Raw genomic sequence first — 25,615 nt, 5'->3', positions numbered from 1 at the left:
TCGTTATCATTAAAAGATTAAATAAGCAAGCCTTAGAGTTGTTTTATATTCTAAAAATATGTTAAGGTTGCGCCCGTCGTTGGGGAGTAGCTAATTTCCATTAAATGGAAATGTACGTGTCAACATACTCGTTGAAAAACGTGGTGCGTACGGATTACATCGTAGTCAAGCGAGACCATAGACGCATTTACTGCTGATTACTGGGGGCAGGAATGTGTCATATGGAAACTTCCCGGTCTGGACCTTCGCATGAACTTAACCGCCACTATCCTTCTCGCCCTTGGCATGTCAATGGATGCGTTCGCTGCATCGATTGGTAAAGGCGCCACGCTACACAAACCTAAATTCTCCGAAGCCCTGCGTACTGGCCTCATTTTTGGCATCATTGAAATGCTAACGCCGCTTATTGGCTGGGGTCTTGGCATGCTGGCGAGTCAGTTCGTTATGGAGTGGAGCCACTGGGTCGCTTTCGTTCTGCTGGTGTTCCTCGGCGGCCGTATGGTATTGGAAGGGTTCCGTGGCACAGATGACGACAATGATGCAGAAACTCCGCGTCGTCATGGTTTCTGGCTGCTGGTGACCACCGCCATTGCCACCAGCCTGGACGCAATGGCCGTCGGCGTTGGCCTGGCCTTCCTGCAGGTCAACATTCTCGCAACCGCGTTTGCCATCGGCTGCGCGACCTTCTTGATGTCTACCTTAGGGATGATGGTGGGTCGCTTTATCGGCCCGCTGCTTGGCAAACGGGCCGAAATTTTGGGCGGGATTGTGCTGATTGCTATCGGTGCGCAGATTCTTTACGCCCACTATATGGGTTAATCCGCATCTCTTTGCCAGGCGTGAATCGCGAAATCCGTCTGGCATGCAAACTGTGTCTGCTCCGCTAACTTCTCCCACACTTCCGGCTTCGCCCGCCACGCAAACGGCGTCATCTGCAAAAGCGTAACCGCTTCCTGACCGGTCAACTGCATTGGATAGGCCAGCGCATCGTGGCTTTGTAGGGTAAAGCCATCCAGCACTTCTGAATGCGGCGCGTGAAGCTGCACTTCGTTATAAATCAGCCCTTTCAGCTCGACCAGATGTCGTGGCCCCGGCGTTACGGTTATCACCCAACCGCCCAGTTTCACCACCCGCTTCAGCTCTTGTGGATTACAAGGCGCATAAATACGCACTACCGCATCCATGCTGTTATCAGCAAAAGGGAGACGTTGACTGGATGCTACGCAGAAATCTACCTGCGGATAGCGCTTCGCACCATAACGAATCGCGGTTTTCGACACGTCCAGCCCCCAGGTTACCTGTGCTTCATCTGCAAAAGCGTGGGTGTAGTACCCTTCCCCGCAGCCAATATCCAGCAGGTGTTCGGGTTTGATCGCGCGTAATTTAGCGCTGACGGCATCGCGAAGCGGCTGATAGTGCCCGGCATCAAGAAAAGCGCGACGCGCCTGCATCATCTCGGCGCTATCACCGGGGTCACGGGAGCGTTTATGCTGTACTGGCAGGAGGTTAACGTATCCCTCTTTCGCCCGATCGAACTGATGACGCTGCGGGCAAAGATAACTATTGCCGCTGCGCGCTAACGGCGCATGGCAAAGCGGACAACTGTAGGACATAGCAACTCCGGCTCTATTTTAAAGGGCGAAAGTGTACCGCTATTCAGGCGAAGGAGAAAGGTGAAGCGATGGGCATAAAATGATAAAGCCCCGCATTAGCGAGGCTTTATGTCTGATAATGTCGCGCTAACGCGCTGCAAGATCAGTGATTGTCGAATCAGATAGCGGTTACGTTAACAGCCGCTGGGCCTTTCTGACCGTCCTGAATTTCGAACTCAACGTTCTGACCTTCAGCCAGAGTTTTGAAGCCGTTACCCTGGATTGCAGAGAAATGTACGAATACATCTTTGCTGCCGTCAGCAGGAGTAATGAAACCAAAACCTTTAGACTCGTTGAACCACTTAACTTGACCTTTAATCTTTGCCATTTGCAAAATTCCTTAGAGTGTTTTCTGCGCCCGCAGGCGTTTTCATAGATAAAACTGAGACATGACTGCATGCGGCACTAATATAAGGTTCGGCAGAGAAGCGGTATTCAACGTCAACGTGTTTACTCAGAACTTCTTTACTGATAATGCCATACATAAACAGAACTGTACCTCGTTTAACCCAAAACGTGTTATCACATACAACGTTAATAATGGCAAGCCATTTTTAAAGGTGTCTCGATCAGCCGCACAAATCCCAACAATTCCGTTGTCTCGAGGCGCATTTCCCCACAACAAAACGCGGTGTTTAATGAATGTTAGCAGACCTGAAATGTGACCTAGCTTACGGTAACGTAAGACATTTTTAACATAGACCAACTTTTTTTCAGCGTCCAGATTAACCTTATCGCCTCAAAAATTTTTTATATCGTTAGATTATTTTCGCTATAACATTTTCGCATGCCGATTAGCCCGTCAGTTATAAGTACCCTGTCCGAACCCGTCGACCAAACGATGAGCATACGACTCACAATCACATCTTATATTGCACCAAAATAATGAAAGTTTCGTGACATTGCTTCAATACAAAGCAATAAAAACGTTTCGCTATTATGGTGCAGATTATGCTTGACCCACCGGGTGATTAATTAACCACTTCGTACAAGGTTAATACGAACAATAATATCTCTGCGTGAGGAATAGATTCATTGAATGATTTATAGGCAATAATAACATAACGTTATAGATAAGGCCGTCTGGACAGGGGACAAATATATCCTTTCTCCATTGCGCAATAAGCGTGGCATGTGGCGTAACGGCTGAGAGTAAGGAGAGCGGAAATAAGCGCACCAGGACAGTGCATCGAGCGGCGTCCGGCAGCCTGAATCAGGCTGCCCGGCGTTGGCTGTTAAAGATACTATCGTTCTGCCACCAGGCGAATGAAATCATCTTTGCTTTCGTCTTCAACTTCTTCTGCTTTTGGTGCCTCTTCTTGCTTCGCTTCCGGCTCATTGGCTTCGCATAAACGACGCAGCAGCGCATTCTGGCGCTTTTGCTGATCGAGCAGCGATTCAAGGAGTTCAATTTGCTCGTTAGCGCGGGAGCTGGCGCGATTCACAAAGAACCACAACACCAGACCGACTAACAGCAGCAGGAAGGAAAATGCCAGAGATACCAGATTTAATGCCCCAGAACTTACAAGATCACTCATTTTACCACCTCAAAAGGAACGATCTATTCTACCACTCACATTACGGAAGGAAATCATAGCCGGCAAAAATGTTTTACCAGGGTATAAACCGGTTAATGCTGCAAATGCCGCTGAAAAACTGAACATCCTGATCGCACATCACGTTGATCATCTGTGTCCAGAGCAGCAGGCAGGCGGCAATCACGAGTATTAGTAATACCCACCGAAACTTTTTCACTCCACTCTCCGCATGAATTCTTATTCAGATGCAACCAGGTTAGCATGCTAACCTTAAACCGCGGCTAACTGTAACGGCATCTCCCGCTTTTAGGAATCAGAGACTTGTGTCAATCCGTTATCGCAGTAACGTAGTATTCATGAAAGAAATAATAGAAGAGGAATTCTTATGCGCCTGTTTATCAGAACTATCGTTTTTCTGGTTATCGTATCGATCGGGGTGCTCCTGAGCGGTTACGGCGTACTGGTGGGAAGCCAGAAAACGGCTGGCGGCCTGGGCCTGCAATGTAAGTATCTGACTGCACAAGGCTATAGCACCGCATTTTATCTACACGGTGACAATGGTGTGGTCGGTCGGTCTAGTTGCCCGCTGCTGAGAAAAAGTACAAGCGTGGTCGATAACGGTTAAAAATGAGTAAAAAAAAGCCCGGTTCAACGCCGGGCTTTCTTATTTCAAACTCAGAACGGGTAATCGTTGTATCCCATCTGCTCTGAAATTTTACGCGCTGCGGTATGCAGCATCGCCACATACTCATGCAGACGTTCTTCAGAAAAACGCAGCGTTGGGAAAGAAATACTCAACCCGGCGATCACCACGCCAAAACGATCGAATACCGGTACGCCGATACAGCGCAGCCCTTCTTCCTGTTCTTCGTTATCTTCACCCCAGCCCTGTTTACGTACCTGCTCCAGAACGGTAATCAGTTCATCGGTATTCGCAATGGTACGCTCGGTGCTGCATTTATACTCAACCCCTTCGAGGATCTGACGAACCTCAGCCGTATCGCGCCATGCCAGCAGTACTTTACCAATCGCGGTGCTGTACAGTGGATTCCGGCGACCTACGCGAGAGTACATACGCAGGTTGTACATAGAGTCGATTTTATGAATGTAGACAATGCTGTCTTCATCCAGCGCGCCCAGGTGAATGGTCTCTTTCGTCAGACGAGAGAGTTCGCGCATCTGGATATCCGCACTGCGGATTAAATCGACGTTCTGCAGGGCACGCGCACCTAGCTCAAACAGCTTCAGCGTGAGTGAATACTTTTCGGATTCTCCTTCCTGGGCAACGTATCCCAATGATTTCATGGTTTGCAAAAAGCGATAGACGGTGCTTTTTGACATCATGACGCGTTGCGACAGTTCAGTAATACCAATTTCGCGTTCTTCGCCAAGTGCCTGCAGGATACCAAATACCTTGAGTACCGAAGAGACAGAATCTGGTTGTTTGTCCAAATCCGTTGCTGACATTTATCACCTCATCGCAACTGTTTTATAAAAATTAGAACCGGTTTTTATTATAATTTCGCAATGCCTCCGTAGCAATGAAACTTCTGTGACCTGGTTACAAATCTACGACATTCAAACGAATAATCGATGCTAGAATCATTCTCTGGATAATAATTTACATGAAAACAAGTTTCTAACATGACTCGAAACCTGATTGATGGCCTTCCGATCCCACAACGTTACGGGGCTATTCTTACCATTGTTATCGGTATTACGATGGCAGTGCTAGACGGGGCTATTGCTAACGTTGCGCTACCCACCATAGCGACAGATTTGCACGCCTCACCGGCAGCGTCCATCTGGATAGTCAACGCCTACCAGATAGCGATTGTTATCTCCCTGCTCTCCCTCTCTTTCCTCGGCGACATGATTGGCTACCACCGCATTTATAAAGCGGGTCTGGTGGTCTTCACGCTGGCTTCACTGTTTTGCGCGTTCTCCAATTCCCTGGAAATGCTTACGTTAGCGCGTATTCTGCAAGGCTTCGGCGGTGCCGCGCTCATGAGCGTCAACACGGCGCTCATTCGCCTAATTTACCCGCAGCGTCAGTTAGGTCGTGGGATGGGGATAAACTCTTTCGTGGTCGCGGTCTCTTCGGCAGCAGGCCCCACTATTGCAGCGGCGATTCTTTCACTCGCCAGCTGGCAGTGGCTTTTCTTTATTAACGTGCCGCTCGGGATTATTGCCTGGTTACTGGCCGTCCGCTTCCTGCCTTCAAACGGTACACGTAGTCAGACACAACGCTTCGACCTGCCGAGCGCGGTGATGAATGCGCTCACTTTCGGTTTGCTTATCACGGCGCTGAGTGGCTTTGCTCAAGGGCAGTCCACTCAAGTGGTGCTGCTGGAAATCGTTGCGCTGTTGGTGATTGGCTTCTTCTTCGTCCGTCGCCAGCTACGTCTGCCGGTGCCGCTGCTACCGGTCGACCTGCTGCGTATTCCGCTGTTCTCACTCTCCATTTGCACTTCTATCTGCTCTTTCTGTGCGCAAATGCTGGCAATGGTGTCTCTGCCGTTCTTCCTGCAGTCGGTTGTCGGCCGTACCGAGGTAGAGACTGGATTGCTGCTGACGCCGTGGCCGCTGGCGACCATGGTGATGGCTCCGCTAGCGGGCTATCTTATCGAGCGCGTTCATGCGGGTCTGCTCGGGGCGCTGGGTATGGCAATTATGGCTTGCGGCCTGTTTGGATTGGCGCTGCTGCCGTCGTCACCGAGCGATATCGATATTATCTGGCGTATGCTGCTGTGCGGTGCTGGCTTTGGCCTCTTCCAATCACCGAACAACCACACCATTATTGCTTCCGCACCGCGTAACCGCAGCGGTGGCGCCAGCGGCATGCTCGGTACCGCGCGATTGCTGGGACAAAGTACCGGTGCAGCGCTCGTCGCCCTGATGTTTAACTCTTTTGGCAACGGCGGTACTCACGTATCGCTGCTGTTGGCCGGTACGCTAGCAGTCGTCGCCACGTTGTTCAGCGGACTGCGCGTCACGCAACCGCGCGCGCAAAGCTAAATCTGTCGAGCGTCATACCTCAAGGGGTATGGCGCATTGCCAATGGGCCATCACTCAAATCGTCCAGAAGACGGTTGCGGAAGATAAACAGGCAGGCCTCGTTAAAATTCGTGGCGCCAAGGCGTTCATAGAGCGCCGTTCTTTCCCGGTAAAGCCCTTTAACCGACACCTTCAATACACCCGCTATTTCCTCCATCGACATCCCTGCGTTCAGCATGCGAAGCATGCTTTGCTCATGCACACTAAGTCCGAGATTCTCGAGCCATACTGGCGTGAGACGTTTGCTCTTCATATTAAGAAACAGCGTGAGTAGGCCTGCCATATCCCCTGATGATCGCGATGTGTTTAAAAACATCTTCAGGCTAAACAGATGTGACTCCCGTTGACGCATATCCAGCATCACGCAATAGACAGGCTTCCTGGCCTTTACGGCATTTATAATCAGGTAGTCATAACAACGCAGCGGTGAGCGGCTGTCGATCAGTACAGAATACTCGTCAGCCTGACTTTCAAAAACCTGGTGGTTAATCGAACTGAGTTGGATGATGTCAGGGAAAAATATTTTTATACCTTTGACGAGATAACAATCCTGCGTCACTAACAGTATTGATGTTGCCACAATCATCCCTTTATATTTTCAAACAAGAGCGTCCATGGAAGAAGTGGATAGAATGCCGCCTCACAATATTTTTATTATGATGATAGGGCTTCACCACCTTTAATAAAGGTGTATTTTATGAATTCATCCCTTCTCTAAAAAGAAGTATCATTACGTCTAGTGCGGTTAATTATAATTAAATTGCAACAGAGTAAAAGAGAGCATTCTGGACATTAGGAATTTCTGTCAAAAACTGTCCCAAATGTGCCCATAAAAGCCTGAAAAAGAATACTAAAACGCAGTTGCCAGAATGGTTTCAAAAAAATCAAAAAACAATAAAATACAATAATATCAATGCGATAAAAATACAAACTCGATCTTTCGATTACAAAAATTCCGAATCACCACAGATAAATCCTAAAACATTAACCTTCCTCGAACATATTTAACAACAACCATATCAGGTGTATATTGCTTGGCACTCCCAGCCATTAATAAGGAAGCCATTTATTTCCATAAAATAAACCGACCATCGCAATGTGCAATCAGGATAAATGCGTTCATTACCTTACCTTTCACCCAGCGCTGAAAGGCGGATAGGTTTTGCAGTGACTTTTGATACACCAATGGCTAATAGATATGGAAAGTACAATTCATTTCAATAAATCATACCTTTATCATCGTGCAACATTGTCGATTTCAATTAGCTTGTTATTACTTTTCCCTGGGCGAGTACTGGGCACTGAATCGATATATGACCAACAAATTCAGCAGGCACGCGACGGAAATTATGCGCCGTATCTCCTTTATGTTCAGCGCTATGAGCAGCACCATCCGTTAACCTCACAGCAGGTTGCGGATTGGCTGCAGGTAGCCTCCTGGGCAGGACGAGATTGGGACGTTATTCATCTCTGGGAGCGTTATCAGGTTTATATGCCGATGCCCTCACGCGCGATCGCGGCAACGGCACAGTCCTGGCGCAACCTTCATCAGTGGGATAATGCTCTTCCCCTCTGGGAGCAAGTCATTACCCTGTCACCGGACAACGATGACTATCGCATTAGCTACGTGAAAACGTTAGCCGACGCGGGGAAGGATGATCTCGCCCTACAGGAGGCGCAGCGCCTGCTCGCGTCGCAGCCGAGTCTCGCGCATCTGCAAACGCTCGCTTATGTGTATCAGCGTCAGGGGAAAAATGCCGACCGGCTTTTGGTTGATACGCGAATACTTAACCGCGGTGAGGATACCCCTGAAATACGGCAGGAATGGGTCGACGCGCTGGCGCAAAACCGGATCGATAGTCCCGCCCTTTCCTTTTCGCGGGAAATTACGCCGTCACCAGAACAACAACGTCGTCTGGCGTTGAATGATGCGGCCAGCATGGTGCGCGTGGCTGCGCTGCCAACACGAACGGAGCAGGAGCGCTTTGTACTCCCTCAACGTACCCTGAGCCGCTATCGCACTCTGCTAACACGCTGGGAGGCCCAACCCGATGCGCAGGCGGACAGATATCGTGCGCAAATAGATAGACTCGGCGCCCTGTACGCTAACGCCGATTACCCCGGCGTCATCAGCGCATATCAATCGCTCATTGCGCAAGGCCAGTCCCTACCAGATTGGGCTATCGGCTGGGTCATTTCCGCTTATCTCGAACAAAAAAATGCCGACGCCGCGTTTGCGCTCCTTGCACAACACCCGAACTATAAGCCCGATCCTGATGACGACCGGCAGGATCTCTTCTTTGCCCTGCTGAATACCGGCCATTATGAGGCCGCACGTGAGTACGTCGATAGCATCGTGAAACAGACTCCCTGGGCCCGCTATGACTACGGAGATCCCTCGCCACAGCCAAATGATAGATGGCTTACCGGTCAATCCCTCTATTTTCAGTATCTGCTGCAAACCCACTCGTTGCCTGAAGCGGAGGCACTTGCGCAACATCTGACATCGACAGCACCGGGCAATCAAGGGCTGAAAATTGATTACGCCACCTTGCTACAGGCCCGCGGGTTGCCCCGCGCCGCAGAACGGACGCTAAAGATGGCAGAAGCGCTAGAGCCCACCAACATTGAACTGGAGCGTCAGCAGGCGTACGTGGCCATGGACCTTCACGAATGGCAGCAAATGGAACTGCTCACCAACGATGTCGTTGCCAGAACGCCAAAGGACACCGACTCTCGCGACCTGGCAAGAATGCGCAGCCTTCACCATTTCTCAGAGCTGAAGTTGAACGTGGGTAAAGGTCTTCATTCCGATAACCCCATTAGCGGTTCGCACGACCTCTCCTGGGATGCCACCCTTTACGGCCCACCGATTGACGGTAGCTGGCGTCCTTTTGCGGGCAGCCGTTTTGCACAAGGGCAATTTGATGAAGGCAAAGGCATCAGCCGCCAGCAGTTTGGCGGTATTGAGTGGCGACCGCGTGATTTCTGGGCCGAGGCAGAGGTGTCCTCTATTCATTTTCACGGCACCCGCAAAGCGGGTGCCCGGCTTTCCACCCGCTATAGCCTCGGAGATAGCTGGCAGATAGGCAGCAACCTCGAACGAATTTCCCGCACCACCCCGCTGCGCGCATTGCGTAGCGGCATTAGCGCTAATCGAGGCGAGGCCTGGCTCCGCTGGTATCAGAACGAAAGACGCGAGTACCGCCTCAGCGCGGCGCTAAGCGACTTCACTGACGGCAACCACCGACAGGAATACACCCTCACGGGCTCAGAACGCCTGTGGCAGACACCGGCGCTGACGCTGTCTCTCATGCCGGAACTCTCGGCCAGTACCAACAGTCGGGTCGATACCGATTATTACAACCCGGCCCGCGATTTCTCCGCTGCCGCGACGTTTGCCCTTGAGCATCTCATGTATCGCCACTACGACACGCTCTGGAGCCAACAGCTGCTCGCCGGAGGTGGCGGTTACTGGCAAAAAGCACAGGCTCCCGGCGCGATTACCCTCGTCGGCTATGGTCAACGACTTCAGTGGAACAACGTCGTTGATACCGGCGTGGTGCTGAGCTGGGACAAGCGCCCTTATGACGGCAAACGCGAAAGTAACCTCGCTATCGCCATTGATGCAACGCTACGTTTTTAAGGATGATTATGTTGAACAGAAGTCTGGGTTGCCGCCTGGTTCTCGCCGGTTGGTTGTGCCTGAGTGCGGGAGTTTGTGCCAAACCGCTGACCTTCACTCCGCCACAAAATAGAACGCCACTGGAGGCGGAAAAACCGTGGCCCACCAATCGTTTCCTGGTGCTGGCTTATCACGATGTCGAAGATGATGCAGCCGATCAACGCTATCTGACGGTACGAACCAGTGCCCTCAACGATCAGATTGGCTGGCTGCTCCATAACGGTTATCGAGCCATCAGCGTTCAGGACATTCTGGACGCGCACCAGGGACGTAAAACGCTGCCGCCAAAAGCGTTTCTGTTGAGCTTTGATGATGGCTACAGCAGTTTTTATACCCGCGTCTGGCCGCTGCTTCAGGCCTGGGACGTCCCCGCTCTGTGGGCGCCGGTCGGAAGCTGGGTTGATACTCCAGCGCGACAGGCGGTTAACTTCGGCGGGCTGATGACCCCGCGTGAACGCTTTGCTACCTGGGACATGGTCCGGGAATTGAGCCACTCTTCACGGGTGGAAATTGGCGCCCATACCTGGGCTTCCCATTACGGCATTCAAGCGAACCCTCAAGGCAGTCTCGAACCCGCCATCGCTAATCGATTCTACGATAAAACCACCGGGCGCTATGAAACCGACGCCCAGTTTGACCAGCGTATTAGCGAAGACGTACGCCACGTTACCAGCAAAATCGAACAAGTGACCGGCAAAGCACCGCGCGCCTGGGTATGGCCTTACGGCGAGGCAAACGGCACGTCGCTTGCTATAGCAAAACGTCAGGGTTATCAGTTGGCCTTCACGCTTGCCGATGGGCTTGGTGACGTGCGCCATCTTGATAATATTCCTCGCCTGCTTATCTCAGGAAATCCTTCTATCAAGACGTTTGCCAGTACGGTCACGCAGGTTCAGGAACAGGAACCCGTCCGCGTGATGCACGTCGACCTCGACTATGTCTACGACCGCGATACCGCACAGCAGACCCGCAACATCGATAAACTGGTGCAGCGTGTCTACGACATGAAAATCACCCACGTATTTCTACAGGCGTTTTCAGACCCGGCTGGCGATGGCAAAATTAACGCGCTCTATTTCCCCAACCGCCATCTCCCCATGCGCGCCGACCTGTTTAACTTTGTCGCCTGGCAATTGCAAACCCGCGCGAAAGTCCAGGTGTTCGCCTGGATGCCCGTACTCTCCTTCAACCTCGCGTCTTCACTTCCCCGCGTACAGCGCTGGGACCCAAAAACCCAACGCGCGCAGATGTCCACTGAACCCTACGTGCGGCTCTCGCCGTGGAACCCGCAAACGCAGCAGCAGGTCATCGATATTTATCAGGATCTCGCCCGCTACGCCCCCTTCAACGGCATTCTGTTCCATGATGATGCCGTGCTGACGGATTATGAGGATATCAGCCCAGATGCCCTGCAAGCGTGGGAACGCACAGGACAAGCGTTCGATATGGATCGCTTCCAGCAAACTCCGTCGGCGCTACACGCCTGGACTCGTTTTAAAAGCCAGAAGCTTATCGATTTCACCCAACGCCTGAGCTTGGCCGCTAAAGCCATTCGCGGCCCACAGATAAAAACAGCACGCAATATTTTCGCGCTGCCGCTTATTGAACCCGAAAGCGAAGCCTGGTTTGCGCAAAATCTGGATGATTTTCTCCGGGCTTACGACTGGACCGTTCCGATGGCGATGCCATTAATGGAATCCGTACCCGCGAAAAACAGCGATGAGTGGCTGACGCGCGTGGTAAACGCCGTCGCACAGCGCCCTGGTGGGCTTAACAAAACTATTTTTGAGCTACAAGCCAGAGACTGGCACCAACATAGCGCCATTGCTGATAAGCAGATGGTGGCGTGGATGCGTCTGCTTCAGCTACAGGGTGTTAAAAATTACAGCTATTACCCCGACGATTTTATCCATAACCAACCTGATATTTCACAAATCAGGCCTGAATTCTCATCGTATTGGTACCCAAACAAATGACCGATCGTCTGCTCGCTTTTTGCATTTTATGTCTGGTTTTCGGGCTACCGTTTGGCGTCGCCGCCGTATTTACCGGTGAACTGATTCTGGATTTCGTCTTTTTCTGGCCGCTGTTTATGTCGGTATTATGGATAACCGGCGGGCTCTATTTCTGGTTTCAACTGGAACGACACTGGCCGTGGAGTCACGACATGCCTGCGCCATCATTACCGGGTAACCCGCTGGTGTCGATTCTGATCCCCTGTTTTAACGAAGCCCAGAACGCTCGCGAGACCATCGCGGCCGCCATGGCGCAGCGGTATCCCAATATTGAGGTTATCGCCATTAACGACGGTTCTTCCGATAACACCGCCGACGTATTAGCGCAGATAGCGCAAGAACAACCGGGGCTGAGGGTTATCCATCTGGCGGAAAATCAGGGAAAAGCGGTAGCCTTGAAAGCGGGTGCCGCAGCGGCCAGAGGCGACCTGCTGGTCTGTATTGACGGCGACGCCCTGCTTGACCGCGATACCGCTGCCTATCTGGTGGCACCCTTGATTCAGTACCCCCACGTCGGCGCGGTCACCGGCAACCCTCGCATCCGCACGCGTTCTACGCTTATCGGGCGCATTCAGGTGGGCGAGTTTTCATCCATTATCGGGCTAATCAAACGTACGCAGCGAATTTATGGCCGCGTATTTACCGTCTCTGGCGTCATTGCCGCCTTTCGCCGACAGGCGCTGGCCGAGGTAGGCTACTGGAGCCCGGACATGATAACCGAAGATATCGATATCAGTTGGAAGCTCCAGCTCCATCACTGGGACATCTTCTTCGAACCGCGCGCACTGTGCTGGATTTTAATGCCGGAAACCTTAAAAGGCCTGTGGCGACAGCGGCTTCGCTGGGCACAGGGCGGCGCAGAAGTGTTTCTGGTGAATCTACGCATTCTGACCCGCTGGGAGCATCACCGCATGTGGCCGCTGTTTGCCGAGTACGCCCTGTCAACATTCTGGGCCTTTGCTTACGCGACAACGGTGCTGCTTTTTATCCTCAGCTACCTCGCACCGCTTCCGGCAAACCTGACGGTGGAGTGTCTTTTCCCTCCGGGCTTTACCGGCATGCTGCTAGGGGTCATGTGTCTGCTGCAATTCGTCGTCAGTTTGTACATTGAGCGGCGCTATGAAAGACAGGTCGCCGGGGCGCTGTTCTGGGTCATTTGGTTTCCGATGGTTTACTGGATGATTGGGCTATTTACCACCGTGGTTGCCTTTCCCAAAGTCATGTTGAAACGCCAGCGCGCAAGGGCTCGCTGGGTAAGTCCGGATCGTGGAAAAAGGAGCATTTGATGAACGAAAGTACGTTGATTTTAACCGAGCACCGACCGTTTCCCCGGCTTTTTGATGCCGTGCTCACGGCGCTCGCCTGGTGCGGTTTTCTGTTTTTTCTTTACGCCAATCTGCTGATGCAGTTTACCGAGCAGAAATATGGCCGCTGGGACGCGATTACCGGATCGTTTAATGCCGTGCTGGCCTATTTGCTGATTGCCGCACTTAACGGCTGGCTGCTGATTATCTGGTACCAGTACAACCGACGGCGATCCCACGCTCGCCGTCATACCTGGCGGTTGGCGTTGCCGCGGGACGAACTGGCAAGAAGCTTTGAGGTTGAACCCCAAATCATTTCGGAGATGAGCCGTAATAATCTGCTCACGGTCTATCACGATGGAATTGGCCGCATTATTGATTTAAAGATTAATCGGCAGGAAGAAGTTGAGGAGTAAAAACAATAATGCCAGTCGTGTTACCGACTGGCATTCTCAGAACCCCGAGGGATTATTTCATGTACTCGCCGCTGCGCAACGCTTCAATACGCTTATCCAGCGGTGGGTGAGTCATGAACATTTCGCTCAGCGATTTGGATTTACCGTTGATGCAGAATGCCATCATGCTGCTGGCTTCCTGCGGTTCATAGCTGGTTTTCAGACGCTGCAGCGCAGCAATCATTTTCTCGCGACCCACCAGCTTTGCGGAACCCGCATCGGCGTGGAATTCACGGTAGCGTGAGAACCACATGGTGATAATGCTCGCCAGAATACCGAATACCAGCTCCAGCACCGTAGCCACCGCGAAATAAATCAGCGGATTGCCGTTGCTGCTCTCTTCACCATCATCACGGTTGCCGCCGAGGAAACCGGCCGCAATCTGCGCAATAACGCGAGAGATAAAGATAACGAAGGTGTTCACGATGCCCTGAATCAGGGTCATGGTCACCATATCGCCGTTAGCAATGTGGCTGATTTCATGGGCAATGACCGCCTCGGCTTCGTCACGGCTCATGTTCTGCAACAGACCGGTGCTTACGGCCACCAGCGACGCATCACGACGAGCGCCGGTAGCAAAGGCGTTCATGTCCGGCGCGTGATACAGCGCGACCTGTGGCATAGCAATACCCACCTGCTGCGCCTGACGCGCAACGGTATCAACCAACCAGCGTTCCTGTTCGGTACGCGGCTGTTCAATCACTTCCCCACCGACGGATTTTAGCGCCATCCATTTCGACATCATCAATGACACAATGGAACCGCCGAAACCAAATAACAGCGCCATAATCAGCAGGCCGGTCATGCTGCTCGACTGAATTCCTGTCAGGCTTAGCACCAGCCCAAACACAACCATCACTGCCAGGTTGGTCATCAGGAAGAGCGCGATTCGCATCATAATTTACTTTTAACCTCTTTTTAACAAAACGCACTATGCGATTACCCATATCGTAGGGGTAATCCGGGAATTTTCAACGATTACGTTAGGCTAAGTCACGAGAAAGACACAACTTTACATTTTGTAGCATAGTTGTTTACGAGAAGAAGAGAGAGATAAAAAAACAGGCACAATTGCTTGTGCCTGTCAGTGTTTTACTTGCTCGCCGCCGGCTGTTCTGCCGGGGCAGCCTTCTCAAGCCTTGCCAGATCGATGGCGATATCCACCGTCTCGTCAAGGTATGGATCCGGCTCTTTGTAGTCTTTTGGCAGATCTTCCAGTTTCTTCAGCGCTGGCTTACCTTCTCGCTTGTAGCGATCGTTAATCCGCGCCAGACGGGTTGCATCATCCTCTTCGTTCTCTTTCTCACGCTGGGCGTAGTTCAGAGACACGATACTGCGCTTATCCTTCAATGCGTTGAAGTGGGCAATATCTTTGGCGATATACTGGAACTCTGGATCTTTCGCAATGCGATCGCTATGCAGCTTCAACAGTTCTGGTTCAAACGGTTTCATGTCGCCAGACTTCACATAGGTGGCAGCATTAATGCTGTCCCACGGCAGTGCGTTGTCTTCAAACTTCTCACCGGTTTCGGTCTCTTCCGTGCCGGTAGGCATCATGATATCCGGCGTTACTCCTTTACGCTGGGTACTGCCGCCGTTGATACGGTAGAACTTCTGGATGGTGTACTGGACGGAACCCAGCGCAGGCCATTCAGGACGCAGCATCTGATCGTAGATACGGTTCAGCGAACGGTATTGCTGGACGGTGCCTTTACCGAAGGTCGGTTCACCGACAATCAGCGCACGACCATAGTCCTGCATCGCCGCGGCAAAGATCTCCGACGCCGAAGCACTGAAGCGGTCAACCAGCACTACCAGCGGGCCTTTATAATACACCACGCCGTCAGTATCGCTGTCTTCGCGAACTTTGCCGTTGTTATCACGTACCTGCACCACCGGGCCAGAAGGGATGAACAGACCGGAGAGCGAAACTGCCTCGGTCAGCGCACCGCCACCGTTGCTACGGAGATCGATAATCACGCTGCTGACGTTCTGTTTTTCCAGCTTCTGCAGTTGAACCTTCACGTCTTCAGTGAGGCCAACGTAGAATCCTGGAATATCCAGTACGCCAACTTTATCTTTACCTGTACCTTTAATCGACATTTTCACCGCGCGGTCTTCAAGACGAATACGCTCGCGGGTCAGGGTCACGATACGGGTTTTCGAACCTTTGCCAGCAGGCAGGACTTCCAGACGCACTTTGCTGCCCTTCGGTCCTTTAATCAGCGCCACCACATCGTCAAGACGCCAACCGATCACATCAACCATGCCTTTACCGGTCTGGCCGACGCCAACGATACGGTCGCCTACGCTTATCGCCTTGCTCTTCGCCGCCGGGCCGCCTGCCACCATGGAGTTAATCACGGTGTAGTCGTCGTCCATCTGCAGCACCGCGCCGATACCTTCCAGAGACAGGCTCATTTCGGTATTAAACTGCTCGGTGTTACGCGGAGAGAGGTAGTTGGTATGCGGGTCGATTTCGCGCGCAAAAGAGGTCATCGCCAGCGAGAACACATCTTCGCTGTTGGTTTGCGCCAGGCGGCGGATCGCGAACTTATAGCGACGCGCCAGCGTGTCGTGAATCTCTTTATCGTCTTTGCCCGCAAGCTTCAGGCTCAACTGGTCAAATTTGACCTTGCCGTCCCAAAGCTTATTCAGTTCGGCTTCATCTTTCGGCCACGGCGCTTTGCTGCGGTCAAGATTAAAGGTATCGGAGCCGGTGAAATCCATCGGGCGCTCAAGCACCTTCAGCGCGTACTGATAGCGCTCAAAACGGCGTTTTTGCGCCAGATTGTAGAGATCGTAAAAGACATCAAGTTTGCCAGAACGCAGCTCATCGCCAATCTGCCCTTTCTTCGCTGAGAACTGCTCAACGTCGCTGGCCAACAGCACATTGTGGCTATAGTCCAGCAGGTTCAGATAGCGGGTGAAGATTTTGGCTGAAAAAGCCTCGTCGAGATCGAACTGGCGGTAGTGAGAACGGGTAAAGCGCGAGGTTACGCGCTCGCTCACCGTCGCGTGTTGCGTCTCTTCCTTAAGAATAGGAAGCTGATCAACACGGGTAATATCTTCCACCGCTAAGACCTGGCCTGTTATCAATAACAGACCAGCAAGCGCGGAGAGCCTAAAGAATTTGTTCATGCCTGGCCAGGCCTCCGTTTCAGAACACCAGGTGTTCTGCGCGTACAATCATTGACATACCAGAAGTAAGCTGAACGCGAACGCCATCTTTGGTGATTTCCAGGATGGTCGCATCCATGGCGTTATTGCCGGCTTTAACTTTCAGGGACTGGCCGACTGTCAGCGCGGACAGATCGGATACCGGGGTAAACTTCTCTTCGCGGACTTCGCGAACTGGCTTAGCAGCAGGTTTAGCTGCGGCGGCGCGTGGCTTACGTTCGGCCCCTTCTTTACGACGTACTGGAGGACGTGGTTTACGCTCACGACGTGGTGCGTCACCCTGTTCGCCTGCAGCAGCAGCCGCTTCGCGTTTTTTTGCCTGCTGTTCAGCGCGCTGCGCCTGAACGCGAGCTTTCGCTTCTTCAAGCTGCTGACGCGCGTGCGCCACGTGCTGCTCGTCGAGTTCGCCGCATGGGTTGCCGTCGAGATCGACGCGTACTGCACCCGCTTTGATACCGTAGAGGTAGCGCCAGCTTGAAGTATAAAGACGTAATGCGGAGCGCAGTTGAGTTTTGCTGAGGTTCATTTCCCCTTCAACACGCGCTACGAGATCCTGAAAAATACCGACTTTCAGGGGGCGAGCCTCACCTTCCGCGCTAAAGCACTGCGGGAAACGTTCGGCTAAAAATGCGATAACTTCTTTACTGCTGTTCAACTTAGGTTGATTTTCCATGAAATTTCCTGATTACAACGGACGTAGCCAACAAGCCGCAGGCATGAACAGGCGACATTATAATGACGCAATCCGTAAATGCTACGTTATCCGTTGATTATCCTTCGACGGGGGCAAAGAATTTTTGATAATCGGTCGCTTCAAGCACTTTTTGAAGGTGGCCGACCAGTTCACGCAAGCCCTTTTCATCTTCTTCGCTAAAGCGGGAGAAGACCGTGCTGTCGATGTCCAGCACACCAATAACCTGACCGTTCACCTCAAGAGGCAGGACGATTTCGGCATTGCTGGCTGCGTCACAGGCAATGTGACCATCAAAGGCATGGACATCTTCAATGCGCTGCACGCGATTTTCAGCCACAGCAGTACCACAGACGCCACGACCAACCGGAATACGCACGCAGGCAATTTTGCCCTGGAATGGCCCAAGGACCAGCGTTTTGCCTTCCAGCAGATAAAATCCCGCCCAGTTCACCTCAGAAAGACGCTCGTACAGCAGCGCGCTGGTATTAGAGATTACAGCTAAAAAACTCGTTTCACCTGCCATCAATGCCTGAAAATCGCGGTTAAGATCCGCGTAAAATTCTGTTTTGCTCATTATATAACCATTATTGTTTACGGTGTTACTGATGCATTACTCAGCTTATCGCCTTATAAAATACGCATTAAGTGCGTTCGGGCTCAAGATGAATCGATACTTAGGTTAAGATAGAGTTATACATTCATTTCTCAATGTAATAAATGGCACTGAAAACATCACGCATAACGCCGTCGAAAAAAATACATATTCACAAGATTGATGCACCGTTGCCGTGGGCACATTACCAACGTTGCCCGCAGTGCGATATGCTTTTTCGGTTACCGGTCGTAAAATCATCGCAAAGTGCCTATTGTCCACGCTGTCACGCCAAAGTGCGCGACGGGCGCGACTGGTCATTGACTCGCCTTGGCGCAATGGCCATTACTATGCTGTTACTGATGCCGTTCGCCTGGAGTGAGCCACTGCTGCGCCTTCATCTGCTGGGGGTGCGTATTGACGCCAATCTGCTGTCGGGTATCTGGCAGATGACTGATCAGGGTGACCCGATTACCGCAGCAATGGTCTTCTTTTGCACCGTCGGCGCGCCTGCCGTGCTGGTCGTCTCCATCGCCTATCTGTGGCTCGGTAATATTCTGGGCATGAATCTGCGCCCTGTCCTGCTGATGCTCGATAAGCTCAAAGAGTGGGTGATGCTGGATATTTACCTGGTTGGCATCGCGGTCGCCTCGATCAAAGTCCAGGACTATGCCTTCCTCCAACCGGGGATTGGCCTGCTCGCCTTTATCTCTCTGGTGGTGCTCAGCATCCTGACTCTGATTCACCTTAACGTTGAACAGCTGTGGGAGCGTTTTTATCCGCAGCGCCCTTCAACGCGGCCCGATGCCAACCTGCGGGTTTGCATTGCGTGCGGTTACACCGGGCACGCCGATACCCGTGGTCGCTGTCGCCGTTGCCATACGCCGCTGCGCTACCGGCGTCGGCAGAGCCTGCAAAAAAGTTGGGCGGCGCTGGTCAGCTCCATTGTCTTTCTGATCCCGGCTAACCTGCTGCCTATCTCCGTTATCTACGTCAACGGTGGGCGTCAGACCGACACCATTCTTTCCGGGATCATGTCGCTGGCTAACAGTAACATCGCGGTCGCGGCGGTGGTATTTATCGCCAGTATTCTGGTGCCGTTTACCAAAATTATCGTGATGCTGACGCTACTCATTAGCATCCACTTTAAATGTGAACAGGGGCTGCGCACGCGTATACTGCTGCTGCGTTTTGTCACCTGGATTGGCCGTTGGTCAATGCTCGATCTGTTTGTCATTTCGTTAACCATGTCGCTCATCAATCGTGATCAACTTCTCGCCTTCACGATGGGCCCCGCTGCGTTTTATTTCGGCGCTGCGGTAATATTAACTATTCTTGCTGTTGAATGGCTGGACAGCCGCATACTTTGGGACGCACATGAGTCAGGAAACGCCCGCTTCACAGACTGAGGCGCGAATTAAAACCAAACGCCGCATCTCTCCGTTCTGGCTGCTGCCGGTCATCGCACTGATGATTGCTGGCTGGCTAATCTGGAACAGCTACGAGGATCGCGGTACCACCATTACAATCGACTTCATGTCGGCAGACGGTATTGTCCCGGGGCGCACCCCTGTGCGCTTCCAGGGCGTCGAGGTCGGTACGGTTCAGGACATTCGCCTCGCCGAGGACCGCAGCAAGATTGAAGTGCGCGCGAGTATTAAAAGCGATATGGAAGACGCCCTGCGCGATGAAACTCAGTTCTGGCTGGTGACCCCGAAAGCGTCCCTCGCCGGGGTGTCCGGGCTTGATGCGCTGGTTGGCGGTAACTATATCGGCATGATGCCCGGTAAAGGCGAAGCGCGCGATCACTTCACCGCACTGGACACGCAGCCGAAATATCGCCTGAACAACGGCGAACTGATGATTCACCTGCACGCGCCGGATTTAGGCTCGCTCAACAGCGGCTCACTGGTCTATTTCCGCAAAATCCCCGTGGGACGCGTTTATGATTACGCCATTAATCCAAACAATCAGGGCGTAACCATTGATGTCCTGATTGAGCGTCGTTTCACCAATCTGGTGAAAAAAGGCAGCCGCTTCTGGAACGTGTCGGGCATTAAAGCGGATGTAGGGCTGAGCGGTGCCAAAGTGCAGCTCGAAAGCCTCGCGGCGCTGGTCAACGGTGCTATCGCTTTTGATTCACCGCCCGACTCGCAGGCAGCTGCGCAAAACGATGAGTATGGCCTGTATGAAGACCTCGCCCACAGCCAACGCGGCGTGTTGATCCAGCTTCAGCTGCCGAGCGGCGACGGTTTGAAAGCGGGCTCAACACCCATGCTCTACCAAGGGCTGGAAGTGGGTCAGTTGACCAAACTGACTCTGAATCCGGATAGCTCCGTTACCGGTGAAATGACCGTTGACCCGAGCGTCGTCTCGCTGCTGCGAGAAAAGACCCGGATTGAACTGAATCAGCCGAAGCTGTCGCTGGATAATCCGAATCTGAGCACCCTGCTGACCGGCAGTACGTTTGAACTGGTACCCGGTGACGGCGAACCAAAAGACCGCTTTACCGTGTTGGCCGCGGACAAAACGTTACTGCAACAGCCTGGCGTCCTGACGCTGACGCTGACCGCGCCGGAAAGCTACGGCATTGATGCCGGACAGCCTATCATGCTGCACGGGGTCAGAATCGGTCAGGTGATGGAACGCACGCTAAGTGCGAAAGGTATTAGCTTTGCGGTAGCCATCGACCCGCAGTACCGCGACCTGCTCCACGGCGACAGCAAATTTGTGGTCAACAGCAAGATGGATGTCAAAGTGGGTATCGACGGCGTTGAATTCTTAGGTGCCAGCGCCAATGAGTGGTTAAGCGGCGGCATTCGCATTCTGCCTGGCGAAAAAGGACCAATGAAGGCGAGCTACCCGCTGTTCTCTAATCTCGAGAAAGCGCAGGAGAACAATTTAAGCGACTACCCTACCACTACCCTGATGCTCACCGCCGATACCCTGCCGGATATTCAGACCGGTTCTATCGTGCTGTATCGTAAGTTTGAAGTCGGCGAAGTCACCTCGGTGCAGCCGCGCGCTAATGCGTTCGATATCGCAGTTCACATTAAACCGGAATACCGCTCACTGCTGACCCCAAATAGCGTGTTCTGGGCTGAAGGGGGTGCGAAAGTGCAGCTGAACGGCAGCGGGCTAACGGTGCAAGCCTCACCGCTTTCACGTGCACTGAAAGGGGCTATCAGCTTCGATAATCTCAACGCTGCCGGCGCAGGCAGCCGCAAGGGTGACAAACGCCTGCTTTATGCATCAGAAACCGCCGCTCGTGCTATCGGCGGGCAGATAACGCTACACGCCTTTGATGCCGATAAGCTCTCCTCCGGCATGCCGATTCGCTACCTCGGTATCGACATCGGCCAGGTGCAAAGCCTTGAGCTGAACGCCTCACGCAACGAAGTCCAGGCCAGCGCCGTGCTCTACCCTGAGTACGTGTCAACGTTCGCCCGGCGCGGCACTCGCTTCTCGGTGATCACCCCGCAAATTTCGGCGGCAGGCGTTGAGCATCTGGATACCCTGCTGCAACCGTACGTTAACGTCGAGCCGGGCCACGGTGAAATGCGTCGTGATTTTGAGCTGCAGGAAGCGACCATCTCCGACTCACGCTATCTCAACGGCCTGAACATCGTCGTCGAAGCACCAGAAGCGGGTTCGCTGAGTATCGGCACGCCGGTATTATTCCGTGGCCTTGAAGTCGGGACCGTCACCGGTCTGCGCCTGGGTAGCCTCTCCGACCGCGTGATGATCGAAATGCGCATCGGCCAGCGTTATCAGCATCTGGTACGCAACAACTCGGTGTTCTGGCTGGCTTCTGGCTACAGCCTCGATTTCGGGCTGATTGGTGGCGTCGTTAAAACCGGCACCTTCAATCAGTTCATCCGCGGCGGCATTGCCTTTGCCACTCCACCGGGCATTCCGCTGGCGCCAAAAGCGCAGGAAGGAAAACACTTCCTGCTGCTGGAGTCAGAGCCGAAAGAATGGCGAGAATGGGGCACCGCCCTGCCACGCTAACAACCTCTGCGCCGGTGCCCATCACCGGCGCATTTTTATGGTAAACTGCGCGCTCTTTATCTCCTTGTGGTATTCGCCAGTGGCTCAAAACGCAGTCTTTTTCCCCGATGAATTCCTTGCGCAAATGCGCGAGGCCATGCCGAAGAATCTCTCCTTTGAAGCATTTATTGATGCCTGCCAGCGCCCACTGCGCCGGAGTATTCGCGTCAACACGCTCAAAATTACCGTCGATGATTTTCTGGCGCTGGTCGCGCCTTATGGCTGGCAGTTAACGCCGGTGCCCTGGTGCGCCGAAGGTTTCTGGATTGAGCGTGATAACGAAGACGAGTTCCCGCTGGGCAGTACCGCAGAGCATTTGAGCGGCCTGTTTTATATTCAGGAGGCGAGCTCCATGCTGCCGGTTGCGGCCCTGTTTGCCGACGGTGACGCGCCTGCGCGAGTGATGGATGTCGCCGCGGCACCGGGTTCTAAAACCACTCAGATTGCCGCCCGAATGGGTAACCGCGGCATGCTGCTGGCTAACGAATTTTCCGCCAGCCGGGTCAAGGTGCTGCACGCCAACATCAGCCGCTGCGGCATTGCTAATGCGGCGCTGACCCACTTTGATGGTCGCGTATTCGGCGCGGCGTTGCCGGAGTGCTTCGACGCTATCTTGCTGGATGCGCCGTGCTCCGGCGAAGGCGTAGTGCGCAAAGACCCGGACGCGCTGAAGAACTGGTCGCTTGCCAGCAATCAGGATATTGCCAACACCCAACGTGAGCTTATCGACAGCGCATTTCACGCCCTGCGCCCCGGCGGTACGCTGGTCTACTCCACCTGCACGCTCAACCGTGATGAGAATGAATCGGTGGTGAACTGGCTGCTCGAGCGCTATCCCGATGCGGTGCACGTTCTCCCGTTAGGCGACCTTTTCCCTACTGCCGACCAGGCGCTGACTGCGGAAGGTTACCTGCACGTTTTCCCGCAGATTTATGACTGCGAAGGGTTCTTCGTGGCCCGACTACAGAAAACGGCGGCGATCGACCCGCTGCCCGCGCCGGGCTACAAAGTGGGTAAATTCCCGTTCGTACCGATGAAAACCCGGGAATCCCATACCGTCATCGATGCTGCACGCCGCGTCGGTATTGAATGGGATGAATCGCTGGTGCTATGGCAGCGTGACAAAGAAGTCTGGTTGTTCCCGAAAGAAATCGAGCCGCTGCTGGGTAAAGTGCGTTTCTCACGCATTGGTATTAAGCTTGCCGAAACTCACAATAAAGGTTTCCGCTGGCAGCATGAAGCGGTGATTGCGCTGGCCAACCCCGCTGAACTCGGCCACGAATTAACATCAGCTGACGCGCAGGAATGGTACCGTGGACGCGACGTCTACCCGGAAAATGCCCCGTCTCATGATGATGTCATCGTCACGTTCCAGGGGTTCCCGCTTGGTCTGGCAAAACGTATTGGTTCACGTCTGAAGAACAGCTATCCGCGTGAACTGGTGCGCGATGGAAAACTTTTTGCTAACAGGTCGGAGTAGCGCACAAAAAAAGCGCATTTTTTGATTGGCGAAATGCTCTGTGTTGTCTAGGATGAAAAGGTACGGCCACTGGTCGTACCACACCGGTCAGCAGATTAACGGAGAGCATTATGAGCAAAACCAGCGTACGCATCGGCGCATTCGAAATTGATGATGCCGTGCTGCACGCCGAGCAACACGGCGAGCGAACGTTAAGCATCCCTTGTAAGTCCGATCCCGATTTGTGCATGCAGTTAGATGCCTGGGATGCCGATATCAGCATCCCGGCCCTTCTTGATGGCGAACATTCAGTGCTTTATCGCAAACATTACGATCAACCGTCTGATGCCTGGGTTATGCGGCTTGTCTAACCCAAAAGGAACCCGCCCATAGGCGGGTTATTTATTTGGCGTGTGGCACCACTTTGTAGAGCGATGCTTCTCCCCGCGGTCGGGTTTTAAACCGACGATGCACCCACAGATACTGCTCCGGTGCACGTAAAATCTCGCGTTCGATAATTTTGTTCATATAGCTCGCCGCCGACACTTCATCCCCGCAAGGATAATCGGTCATCGCTTCGCTAATGTGCAGCGTGTAGCCTTTCGTATCAGGCTTACGCACCATCGTCACGGTCAGCATCGCCGCACCGGAAAGGCGTGACAATACGTTAGTACCATTGGTGGTTGCCGCTTCGCTCACCGAGAAGAATGGAGCAAACACGCTGCCTTTCGGGCCGTAGTCCTGATCCGGCGCAAACCACACCGCTTCCCCCGCTTTCAGCGCCTGAACCAGGCCACGCAGGTTACGGCGATCGATCATCGCTTTGTTTGAACGCAGACGCCCGGTGGTTTGTACCCACTCCATCAACGGGTCGTTGTGCGGGCGATAGGTTGCCATCATCGGACGACAGAGCCCCATCGCACGGCCACCTAATTCCAGTGACATAAAGTGCACGCCAACCACCATCACCCCACGCTGTTCTGTCAGCGCGCGCATTAGGTTGGCATAGCCTTCGACATCAAACCATTTGCGCACGCGCGCATCGCTCCAGAACCAGGCCATACCGGTTTCGATAAGCCCCATGCCCAGAGACATAAAGTTTTGTTCAATCAGCTTTTCGCGCGCTTCCGCCGTCATATGAGGGAAACAGAGCTCAATGTTGCGCGTAGCAATTTGCTCACGGCGTTTCAGAAAACGACGCGAGGCTTTACCGACGGAGGTACCGAGCAGGTGTAAAAGCGGATAAGGGAGTTGGACTACTAGCCATAAGAGAGCAAGCGCAAACCACTTCAACCCATTACGTGGGTGAAGCAAACGAACATCAAAATTCTGGAACATCATTTTTTCCGGATAACGTGGAGCACTGCACAAGGTAACGCTTAAGAAAAAAACGAGTCCATTCCTCTGTCTTAACGCGGTACGTATGAGTGTTTGACAGTACTGCATTCGACAAATTCACTGTCCGGACGTTTATTTACAAAACGGCAGAAAACGGAGGTGTGATACGGCGTGGCAGGCTGTGGCTTAACTCGCCGCAAGCATGCGCTTTTTCTTTTAAAAAAAATAGCGATTTTTATTCACGCATTAAAATAATTATTCGAATACTGAGCATAGATATAATTATCACGATAGCGATTTTGGTGAATGAAATGATTCTTCTGCATTTTTCAGCAGTTCCATTTCCTGCATCACATTTCCACGGAAATTTTTTTTTGCGAAATGACACAAAAGTACTTGGATGCGGCAGAAAATCTGTTTACATTGGTTTAACAAGCACGCGAGTCGTATACCGTGTTTGACCTGTTGGAAGGAAACGACAGATAAAAAGAGACCGAAAACGATTCCTGTTTTCGGTCCAGGGAAATGGCTCTTGGGAGAGAGCCGTGCGCTAAAAGTTGGCATTAATGCAGGCTAAGTCGCCTTGCTTTATAAGA

The 25,615-nt window shown here is 52.7% G+C and carries 22 protein-coding genes and 1 pseudogene; 11 read left to right on the top strand and 12 right to left on the bottom strand.

Translation table 11 applies throughout. The annotated features are described in order from the left end of the window. The first annotated feature begins 249 nt into the window (after positions 1-249). Positions 250-819, top strand: coding sequence for a manganese efflux pump MntP (mntP, locus tag RDN66_RS12490; RefSeq protein WP_035891640.1), 570 nt, complete (start codon positions 250-252; stop codon positions 817-819). Here mntP and rlmA read toward each other — a convergent pair. The 5 genes and pseudogenes from rlmA to mgrB all read right to left on the bottom strand — a co-directional run bounded on the left by rlmA (position 816) and on the right by mgrB (position 3,407). Next, positions 816-1,613, bottom strand: a complete 798-nt coding sequence (gene rlmA / locus RDN66_RS12485; RefSeq protein ID WP_202217758.1) for a 23S rRNA (guanine(745)-N(1))-methyltransferase — start codon at positions 1,611-1,613, stop codon at positions 816-818. The two genes, mntP and rlmA, sit on opposite strands and share 4 nt — an antisense overlap. Positions 1,614-1,770: 157 nt before the next feature. Beyond that, positions 1,771-1,980, bottom strand: coding sequence for a transcription antiterminator/RNA stability regulator CspE (cspE, locus tag RDN66_RS12480; protein WP_001062678.1), 210 nt, complete (start codon positions 1,978-1,980; stop codon positions 1,771-1,773). 12 nt (positions 1,981-1,992) lie between these two features. Continuing rightward, positions 1,993-2,137, bottom strand: a pseudogene (locus RDN66_RS12475) (DUF2627 domain-containing protein). Between the two features lie 759 nt (positions 2,138-2,896). Continuing rightward, a complete protein-coding gene (locus tag RDN66_RS12470; protein ID WP_202217757.1) occupies positions 2,897-3,190 on the bottom strand; it encodes a YebO family protein in 294 nt (97 codons plus the stop codon). A 73-nt stretch (positions 3,191-3,263) separates the two neighbouring features. After that, positions 3,264-3,407 (bottom strand): PhoP/PhoQ regulator MgrB, encoded by a 144-nt coding sequence (gene mgrB / locus RDN66_RS12465; protein ID WP_035891646.1) that lies wholly within the window; start codon positions 3,405-3,407, stop codon positions 3,264-3,266. Between the two features lie 168 nt (positions 3,408-3,575). Between mgrB and RDN66_RS12460 the strand changes: the two genes are divergently transcribed. Then, on the top strand, positions 3,576-3,815 hold the full coding sequence (locus RDN66_RS12460; RefSeq protein WP_035891647.1) for a YobH family protein: 240 nt from the start codon (positions 3,576-3,578) through the stop codon (positions 3,813-3,815). A 50-nt stretch (positions 3,816-3,865) separates the two neighbouring features. On the opposite strand, the gene kdgR is transcribed toward RDN66_RS12460, so the two are convergent. Continuing rightward, positions 3,866-4,657 (bottom strand): DNA-binding transcriptional regulator KdgR, encoded by a 792-nt coding sequence (gene kdgR / locus RDN66_RS12455; protein ID WP_035891649.1) that lies wholly within the window; start codon positions 4,655-4,657, stop codon positions 3,866-3,868. A gap of 177 nt (positions 4,658-4,834) precedes the next feature. Between kdgR and RDN66_RS12450 the strand changes: the two genes are divergently transcribed. Beyond that, the gene (locus tag RDN66_RS12450; protein WP_123652027.1) at positions 4,835-6,208 is read left to right on the top strand and encodes an MFS transporter; all 1,374 of its coding nucleotides are present in this window, start codon (positions 4,835-4,837) and stop codon (positions 6,206-6,208) included. Positions 6,209-6,227: 19 nt separating this feature from the next. On the opposite strand, the gene RDN66_RS12445 is transcribed toward RDN66_RS12450, so the two are convergent. Then, positions 6,228-6,827 carry a LuxR C-terminal-related transcriptional regulator gene (locus RDN66_RS12445; protein ID WP_308537884.1) on the bottom strand — a complete coding sequence of 200 codons (600 nt, stop codon included), beginning with the start codon at positions 6,825-6,827 and terminating at the stop codon, positions 6,228-6,230. 618 nt (positions 6,828-7,445) lie between these two features. On the opposite strand from RDN66_RS12445, the gene pgaA reads away from it, so the two are divergent. Genes pgaA through pgaD form a run of 4 tightly spaced genes read left to right on the top strand, consistent with a single transcriptional unit; the run spans position 7,446 to position 13,667 of the window. Next, on the top strand, positions 7,446-9,893 hold the full coding sequence (pgaA, locus tag RDN66_RS12440; protein WP_308537883.1) for a poly-beta-1,6 N-acetyl-D-glucosamine export porin PgaA: 2,448 nt from the start codon (positions 7,446-7,448) through the stop codon (positions 9,891-9,893). A gap of 8 nt (positions 9,894-9,901) precedes the next feature. Beyond that, complete coding sequence (pgaB, locus tag RDN66_RS12435; protein WP_202217756.1) at positions 9,902-11,908, top strand: poly-beta-1,6-N-acetyl-D-glucosamine N-deacetylase PgaB; 2,007 nt, start codon at positions 9,902-9,904, stop codon at positions 11,906-11,908. Then, a complete protein-coding gene (gene pgaC, locus RDN66_RS12430; RefSeq protein WP_202217755.1) occupies positions 11,905-13,233 on the top strand; it encodes a poly-beta-1,6-N-acetyl-D-glucosamine synthase in 1,329 nt (442 codons plus the stop codon). The genes pgaB and pgaC overlap by 4 nt, the downstream gene beginning before the upstream one ends. Beyond that, on the top strand, positions 13,233-13,667 hold the full coding sequence (gene pgaD, locus RDN66_RS12425; RefSeq protein ID WP_035891655.1) for a poly-beta-1,6-N-acetyl-D-glucosamine biosynthesis protein PgaD: 435 nt from the start codon (positions 13,233-13,235) through the stop codon (positions 13,665-13,667). The genes pgaC and pgaD overlap by 1 nt, the downstream gene beginning before the upstream one ends. A 52-nt stretch (positions 13,668-13,719) precedes the next feature. Here the strand turns inward: pgaD and htpX are convergent, their stop codons facing one another. From htpX to RDN66_RS12405, 4 genes are all read right to left on the bottom strand, one after another. Beyond that, positions 13,720-14,604 carry a protease HtpX gene (gene htpX, locus RDN66_RS12420; protein WP_035891656.1) on the bottom strand — a complete coding sequence of 295 codons (885 nt, stop codon included), beginning with the start codon at positions 14,602-14,604 and terminating at the stop codon, positions 13,720-13,722. Between the two features lie 194 nt (positions 14,605-14,798). Next, positions 14,799-16,847: a carboxy terminal-processing peptidase gene (gene prc / locus RDN66_RS12415; protein WP_202217754.1), complete on the bottom strand. Its 2,049-nt coding sequence runs from the start codon at positions 16,845-16,847 to the stop codon at positions 14,799-14,801. 19 nt (positions 16,848-16,866) lie between these two features. Next, entirely contained in the window at positions 16,867-17,559 is a 693-nt protein-coding gene (proQ, locus tag RDN66_RS12410; protein ID WP_035891662.1) for an RNA chaperone ProQ, read from the bottom strand. Positions 17,560-17,656: 97 nt separating this feature from the next. After that, positions 17,657-18,154: a GAF domain-containing protein gene (locus tag RDN66_RS12405; RefSeq protein WP_035891663.1), complete on the bottom strand. Its 498-nt coding sequence runs from the start codon at positions 18,152-18,154 to the stop codon at positions 17,657-17,659. A gap of 143 nt (positions 18,155-18,297) precedes the next feature. Here RDN66_RS12405 and yebS point away from each other — a divergent pair, with 143 nt between their 5' ends. The 4 genes from yebS (at position 18,298) to RDN66_RS12385 (ending at position 24,052) form a co-directional block, all read left to right on the top strand. After that, the gene (gene yebS / locus RDN66_RS12400; RefSeq protein ID WP_035891665.1) at positions 18,298-19,581 is read left to right on the top strand and encodes a membrane integrity lipid transport subunit YebS; all 1,284 of its coding nucleotides are present in this window, start codon (positions 18,298-18,300) and stop codon (positions 19,579-19,581) included. Continuing rightward, positions 19,550-22,183 carry a PqiB family protein gene (locus RDN66_RS12395; protein ID WP_202217753.1) on the top strand — a complete coding sequence of 878 codons (2,634 nt, stop codon included), beginning with the start codon at positions 19,550-19,552 and terminating at the stop codon, positions 22,181-22,183. The genes yebS and RDN66_RS12395 overlap by 32 nt, the downstream gene beginning before the upstream one ends. 79 nt (positions 22,184-22,262) lie before the next feature. Then, positions 22,263-23,702 (top strand): 16S rRNA (cytosine(1407)-C(5))-methyltransferase RsmF, encoded by a 1,440-nt coding sequence (gene rsmF / locus RDN66_RS12390; RefSeq protein ID WP_202217752.1) that lies wholly within the window; start codon positions 22,263-22,265, stop codon positions 23,700-23,702. A gap of 110 nt (positions 23,703-23,812) precedes the next feature. Continuing rightward, positions 23,813-24,052, top strand: coding sequence for a YebV family protein (locus RDN66_RS12385; protein ID WP_035891671.1), 240 nt, complete (start codon positions 23,813-23,815; stop codon positions 24,050-24,052). 31 nt (positions 24,053-24,083) lie between these two features. On the opposite strand, the gene lpxP is transcribed toward RDN66_RS12385, so the two are convergent. Continuing rightward, entirely contained in the window at positions 24,084-25,019 is a 936-nt protein-coding gene (lpxP, locus tag RDN66_RS12380) for a kdo(2)-lipid IV(A) palmitoleoyltransferase (protein ID WP_202217751.1), read from the bottom strand. Positions 25,020-25,615: the final 596 nt, after the last annotated feature.

Origin of the sequence: uncultured Kluyvera sp., assembly GCF_902485085.1 — a bacterium.
Taxonomy (GTDB): Bacteria; Pseudomonadota; Gammaproteobacteria; order Enterobacterales; family Enterobacteriaceae; genus Kluyvera; species Kluyvera ascorbata.
Note: the sequence above shows the minus strand (reverse complement) of the source record. Positions and strands in the feature narration are given on the sequence as shown.

Coding starts and splice junctions, on each gene's coding strand:
- mntP (WP_035891640.1), top strand. CDS start 250: ATGAACTTAACCGCCACTATCCTTCTCGCCCTTGGCATGTCAATGGAT.
- rlmA (WP_202217758.1), bottom strand. CDS start 1,613: ATGTCCTACAGTTGTCCGCTTTGCCATGCGCCGTTAGCGCGCAGCGGC.
- cspE (WP_001062678.1), bottom strand. CDS start 1,980: ATGGCAAAGATTAAAGGTCAAGTTAAGTGGTTCAACGAGTCTAAAGGT.
- RDN66_RS12470 (WP_202217757.1), bottom strand. CDS start 3,190: ATGAGTGATCTTGTAAGTTCTGGGGCATTAAATCTGGTATCTCTGGCA.
- RDN66_RS12460 (WP_035891647.1), top strand. CDS start 3,576: ATGCGCCTGTTTATCAGAACTATCGTTTTTCTGGTTATCGTATCGATC.
- kdgR (WP_035891649.1), bottom strand. CDS start 4,657: ATGTCAGCAACGGATTTGGACAAACAACCAGATTCTGTCTCTTCGGTA.
- RDN66_RS12450 (WP_123652027.1), top strand. CDS start 4,835: ATGACTCGAAACCTGATTGATGGCCTTCCGATCCCACAACGTTACGGG.
- pgaA (WP_308537883.1), top strand. CDS start 7,446: ATGGAAAGTACAATTCATTTCAATAAATCATACCTTTATCATCGTGCA.
- pgaB (WP_202217756.1), top strand. CDS start 9,902: ATGTTGAACAGAAGTCTGGGTTGCCGCCTGGTTCTCGCCGGTTGGTTG.
- pgaC (WP_202217755.1), top strand. CDS start 11,905: ATGACCGATCGTCTGCTCGCTTTTTGCATTTTATGTCTGGTTTTCGGG.
- pgaD (WP_035891655.1), top strand. CDS start 13,233: ATGAACGAAAGTACGTTGATTTTAACCGAGCACCGACCGTTTCCCCGG.
- htpX (WP_035891656.1), bottom strand. CDS start 14,604: ATGATGCGAATCGCGCTCTTCCTGATGACCAACCTGGCAGTGATGGTT.
- prc (WP_202217754.1), bottom strand. CDS start 16,847: ATGAACAAATTCTTTAGGCTCTCCGCGCTTGCTGGTCTGTTATTGATA.
- proQ (WP_035891662.1), bottom strand. CDS start 17,559: ATGGAAAATCAACCTAAGTTGAACAGCAGTAAAGAAGTTATCGCATTT.
- RDN66_RS12405 (WP_035891663.1), bottom strand. CDS start 18,154: ATGAGCAAAACAGAATTTTACGCGGATCTTAACCGCGATTTTCAGGCA.
- yebS (WP_035891665.1), top strand. CDS start 18,298: ATGGCACTGAAAACATCACGCATAACGCCGTCGAAAAAAATACATATT.
- RDN66_RS12395 (WP_202217753.1), top strand. CDS start 19,550: ATGAGTCAGGAAACGCCCGCTTCACAGACTGAGGCGCGAATTAAAACC.
- RDN66_RS12385 (WP_035891671.1), top strand. CDS start 23,813: ATGAGCAAAACCAGCGTACGCATCGGCGCATTCGAAATTGATGATGCC.
- lpxP (WP_202217751.1), bottom strand. CDS start 25,019: ATGTTCCAGAATTTTGATGTTCGTTTGCTTCACCCACGTAATGGGTTG.